Source organism: Bacillus sp. GMs2/2, from assembly GCF_050172095.1.
GTDB classification, from domain to species: domain Bacteria; phylum Bacillota; class Bacilli; order Bacillales; family Bacillaceae_G; genus Bacillus_A; species Bacillus_A cereus.
On the sequence record NZ_JBNLYE010000265.1, the window covers coordinates 1 to 5,769 of the forward strand.

Genomic DNA, 5,769 nt, shown 5'->3' on the forward strand with positions numbered 1-5,769 from the left:
AAAAATAAAAATCTACCACTGAAAGGAGGACAGTCAGACTATTCCCCTCTTTTATAAGGCGTGAATAGCTGGCGTTCTCATGAAAAATTCTATTTACATAAGAAGAAGTTTGAAAGTAATTATAAAAAGAGAAGAAAATAAACTACCGAACATTTATTTAGCCACTGTTTTGAAAAACTTGGAAAATTTAGGATTTACTTTTTCCGAGCCTTTAATAGAAGAGTTGCAAACACTTTCGGTTGATGCATTCACATCGTTTTACAAAGAGTTGGTAAAACATTTAAAAGAAATGGTTGGAGCACATATTCAGTTTACTCCTATGTATCCAAACTTTCCGCAACAAATGATGGATTTAAGTGACGCTGATTTATACATTAATGCCATTATTCATTATGTGACGTTGCGCCTACCTGTATCAAAAGTAGAAGAACGACTCCCTCTTTTAGATAGAGTTGATTTGAAAGTTATTGACTTAGGAAGTGAAGAAGATTTCAATCAAATGATTTCTCAATTGATTAGTGCAAACAGCTCTATTTCCTCAACTGATAAGACGGATGTAGAATGGGCTATTACACACACTGAAAATGTTTCCTGTTTTCTACCTAATGTAATTCCTCATAAGGAAAATATGTCTTTTATAATTGGGGTTTTATTAATAAACAGAAAAATATCAGCCGATGCTGCTGCAAAGTATTTTAAAACAGCAACTGATGTTCTTCGCCTTGCAGTTGCTTTATCTGAAGGCGATGTGAGTTTAGCATCCTCCGTCCGATTCAAGAAGTTTAACCGAGCAGAAAGACGCTTCCTTTTAGGATTGTTAGAGCAATGCGGAAACATTACCGAAGATATGCTTCGATACAAAAAACGTTGGATTCGTTTAGGTGAAATTCTTCATCCAGCAGAATATCATACTCGTTTCCCAAAAACCCACCGAGCATTTGAGATTCTTCGCAACAACATTAAAGTTGAAACATTTAATGGAAAAATAGAAGCAGCTTTGTTGAATCGTGATATCATGACAGCAAAAAATCTTTTAAAAACTCGCCCGGGGGAATTTGCCAGACGCTTGGATCATTTAATCCGTTTATGTAGTGATAAGTCAACAGATGTTTTCAATATTCTCGAAGATTTTCTAAGTATAATAGGAAACGTTTCTACTCCTGTATTACTTCAACTCACAGCTCATTTTAAGCATCGAAATGATAAAAATGAATTTCGTACCTTTTTTCCAAAGGGAAATGTAGCAAAAGCTATAGGTATCGAAAATACACTTCCATTTATCTCAGAGGATATTTGTTTAATGATTGTAAAAATGTGTGAAGATACTTTAAAAAATCGCTTCGCAGAACTTCCAAGTCTCGGAAAAGTATTTTTGGATGAACAGTTAAAAAATCACTTAGTTCCCTTCTCTCAACGTTCAGCCAGCAAAGCGCTTCGCACATTATCTCGAGGAAGTAAAGTAGATTTGCCAGAAGGAGATACGATTCGTTTTTTCCTATGGTGGAAAGAAGGCTATGTGAATGGACAACATACAGGACGTGTTGACATTGATTTGTCTGCTGCAATGTACGACGAAGATTGGCAATACAAAGAACATGTATCCTTCACGAACTTACGTTCAAAAAATTTCAAAGCTTACCATAGCGGAGATATTACTTCTGCACCAAAGGGAGCATCTGAATTCATTGATTTCGATATTCCGTCTGTGCTGAAATATGGTGGACGCTATGTAGTTATGACTTTGCTTTCTTACACAGACCAACCATATAAAGATTTACCAGAATGCTTTACTGGTTGGATGGTTCGTCAATATCCTGGTTCAGGTGAAGTATTTGAACCTTCTACTGTTCAAGATAAAGTGGATATTACTGCCGACACCCAAATCTCTATTCCAGTTATTTTAGACTTAAAGGAACGAAAATTGATTTGGACAGATTTGTCTCTTACAAGAGATCTAACTTATGATAATACCATCGAGGCTAATCAAAAAGGTATGATACTAGTTGGAAAGGCTTTAACTAATTTAGTTAAACCGAATTTATATGACTTGTTCCGATTACATATTGAAGCTAGAGGTGAACTCGTTCAAGAAATCGAAGAAGCAGAAAGCATTTTTTCTTTGGATAAAGGGATTACTCCTTTCGATATCGAAAAAATAATATCTGATTTTATTGCTGACCCACAAGACTAACTACATTACAAACATTGATAATGTGTGGAAAATATCGATGTATAATGTCTATGTGAAACAGGACCTGATAGATGAATATCAGGTCCTGTTTTTTATTTAGTAGATACTAAATAGTCCGGTTAATCACTATTCATCTAAATACACTATACTAATAAAGTGAAATTTATTCGAAAGAAATTCATTAGTTAATACGTAACTAATTAAGAAACATTCATATACCAGCCCAAACATCTTTTCCATATCGCCCTTCATCTTGCACACGATCCAACCAATTTCTTGCTTCTTGTTCACTGACTTCATGAATTTCTTGATATGCTTGACAAAGGGTATCTTCTACATCCGGAGCCATTTTACTTCCATCACCACATATATAAAGATGAGCTCCATTATCTAATAACGAAATTAAATTGATTCTATCTTGTTTTATTAAATGCTGTACATATGTTTTTGGATGTCCCTCTAGACGAGAAAAAGCTGTGTGTAAAGAGATTAATCCATCTCTTTCATCATTTTCTAGTTCTGTACGATAAAGATAATCTTTTTCAGGATGACGACAACCAAAATATAGATGTGCTTCTCCTAAGTTAATACCTTTTTGCTTTTGAACACGACGCGCTTGCAAGAATCCACGGAATGGTGCAATTCCAGTACCTGGCCCAACCATAATAATTGGTGTTTCTGGATCTTTAGGTAATTCAAAGTTTGATTGTGGCGTTCGAATGAAACAGATAATCTCATCTTTATTATGACGCTGAGCTAAGTAATTAGAAGCGACTCCTTCATATGTCCCTTCCCCACTCCATGCAGGCGCATTAACAACACCGACCGTAATGCTCAGACGATTGTGTGCAACGAGTGGAGAGCTTGAAATAGAATAGTAACGCGGTTTGAGCGCAGGAAGAAGTTCTAAAAAGCGTTCAAATCGGATTTCACAAGCCTCATACTTTTCAAGAAGGTCCAACATTGAAATCCGTTTCTTTAGTATTTGTTCATGGTAAACTCCTTCTTCTAATAATGCTTCCAATTCTTTTTTATGAGGAGGACATGCTGTGAATGTTACCATTTCTCGTATTTGTGCTCGAGTGGCTGCTTCTTGAACTTCAACACTATAACTAAGAAGGTCCAATAAACTAACAGGACTGTCTAAAGGTATGTGATTTATACTTCGTCCACTTGCACTCAGTATAACTTGATCCTTCCCATTTAATCCAAAACGTTTTAAAATTCGGTTGATATTTTTCTCGCTATTAACTGGCAACACTCCAAGGTGGTCTCCTTCTTTATATGTAGCGCCTTCTGGCAAGGATACCTCGATATGTCGTGTACTTCTATCACTACTGGATGATTGGAGTTCACGATTTTCTAGTATAGATGCATAAACTGCTTCATATGTTCGTGCAAGAGGAGATCCTCCAAGACGACTGACAAATTGCAAACTCAAAGTACTGCGCTCTTTTTCCATATTTTTGTTGAGTTCCAATCCAAATGCCTTCATTGCATCAGACCACATACTTTGTTTCCATTGCTCAAGCTGTTCCTCGAAATCACCACTTGCATCTGCTTCTCCGCGTTTAGAAAATCTTGTTGCTCCTTTTTGAGCCATCTGCTCATCAATGTATCTTGGAATCCGTTGATAGGTACTAGCCCAATTATGATCTCCACAACCAAAAACTGCGTATTGAACACCTTTTAGCTCATCCGGTTTTAGTTCCTCCAACCATTGCACAAACTGCCCTGCATTACTTGGTGGTTTTCCATTATAAGAAGAAGTCACAATAAGTACCGCTCCTTCTTTTGGCAAACTTCCAATTCGATCGTTAAGAGCTACCACTTCCGTTTGAACCCCTTCTAAACTAGCTGTATCCGCTAATTCTCTTGCAATACCTTCTGCTACCCCTGTATCCGAGCCATACAGAACAAGAAGTGAAAGATTATCGGCCCCAATAATAGAAGGTGTCTTCTGAACGTGCTGCTTAATTTCATCGTTTTTCAGCTTGTCCTCTGTAGGTGCAAGAGCAGTAGGATGGCTAATAGTTTGTTTTCGGGGTAGAATCCTAATCTTAAAATCACCGGGCTTTAGCGTTAATGTTTGTTTTACGTCCAGCTGATAGTTTTGATAATCAATTAATTCAAAATGTTGAAGAAGCATTCCCATTACAAGAGTGGCTTCATGAAGTGCAAATTGCATACCGATACATGCTCTCTGGCCATTTCCAAATGGCTTATAAGCATGATGAGGAACCTTATCCAGCTCTTCAAATCGTTCAGGTTGGAATTCTTCCACATTGTCTCCCCATGCATCTTTATCCCTATGTAGCTGTGGAATAAGAACAGAAATACGATCTTCTCCTTTCTTAATTGGGTATTTCCCGCCAATCACTGTATCTTCTTTTGCATAGAGACTGAATGCTGGAGCGGTAGGCCATAGACGCAGTGATTCATTTAAAATCATCCGTATATACTTCAGTTTCATAACTTGTTGGTATGTTGGAGTAGGATCTGTCAAAACACGGTCTACTTCTTCATAGGCTTTTTTCAATTTATCCGGATTCTTTAATAAAAAGTAAATTGCAAAAGATAACAATCCACTTGTTGTCTCATGCCCAGCTATTAAAAAAGTGATAATTTGGAAACGAATGTTTTCATCATCTAATTTTTCACCAGTTTCCGGATCTGACACATTTAACATACGGGAAAGTAAATCATTTTCTTCCTGATCTACACTACTTTTACGTTCAGCAATAATATTATCTACTAAAGAAAACATAGATTGGATATCATGCTGAAATTGACGTTTCGTTCTCCACATAAGTTTGTCTTCTATATCCAGCCGCTGCAATTGGTGCATCGCCTCATCTAGAGCACGGGTCATGCTAGTAATAAAAGGATGAGGGGTCTCACGATAAAAGCTATTAAATCGGTAATTAAAACCACATAGACCAATTGTATCTAACGTAAGACGAGTCATATCCTCCGGAACATCCACGTTTTCATTCGGATTAAGCCGTGCCCATTTTTGAACGAGTTGTACAGCAATATCAACCATCATAGCATGGTAATCTTTCATTGCCCGTTGGCTAAATGTAGGCATCAAAATATTATGAGCTTTTTTCCAGTTAGGCTCGTGAGTCTCGCTTGTAAATAATCCGTCTCCAGCAAAGGCGCGAACTTTTGCTAAAGCACCCTCTATACTTTTATCGAACCGTGTTTCGTCACAGACTTCTGCTACCAGTTCATGTCCGGAAACGACAATAATGGTATCACTTAAAGTTTGAATTTGAAAAATGGGACCATACTCTTCCGCTATCTTGATAAAGGATAGGGTCGGTTTATCTTTATCGATTAATGGGAGATTACCCAGCGGTCCATATGTTTTCGGCTGAGGAATGGCAGATACTTTTTTTTCCATTTAAAACACCCTTTCAAAAAAGCATGAAATAACATATCCCATTTAATAAAGAGGAAATAGCAACTAATCGCCTGGGATAAAGATATGTAATTGATTACCTTATTTTATCTTTTCCCTAACTATTCATGATTATGATATTACGTATAAGCTTGGCAATTAGATTTATAAC

The 5,769-nt window shown here is 36.9% G+C and carries 2 protein-coding genes; one reads left to right on the forward strand and one right to left on the reverse strand.

The window, feature by feature from the left end; genetic code table 11:
• Positions 1 to 79 precede the first annotated feature (79 nt).
• On the forward strand, positions 80 to 2,191 hold the full coding sequence (locus ACQGS6_RS21940) for a TerD family protein (RefSeq protein WP_142238168.1): 2,112 nt from the start codon (positions 80 to 82) through the stop codon (positions 2,189 to 2,191).
• A 211-nt stretch (positions 2,192 to 2,402) separates the two neighbouring features.
• Here ACQGS6_RS21940 and cypD read toward each other — a convergent pair whose 3' ends face one another.
• Positions 2,403 to 5,600 carry a bifunctional P-450/NADPH--P450 reductase gene (gene cypD / locus ACQGS6_RS21945; protein ID WP_426965601.1) on the reverse strand — a complete coding sequence of 1,066 codons (3,198 nt, stop codon included), beginning with the start codon at positions 5,598 to 5,600 and terminating at the stop codon, positions 2,403 to 2,405.
• Positions 5,601 to 5,769: the final 169 nt, after the last annotated feature.

Bases quoted from the DNA above. Each gene is read 5' to 3' on its own strand.
- cypD (WP_426965601.1), bottom strand. From the start codon at position 5,600: ATGGAAAAAAAAGTATCTGCCATTCCTCAGCCGAAAACATATGGACCG.
- ACQGS6_RS21940 (WP_142238168.1), top strand. From the start codon at position 80: ATGAAAAATTCTATTTACATAAGAAGAAGTTTGAAAGTAATTATAAAA.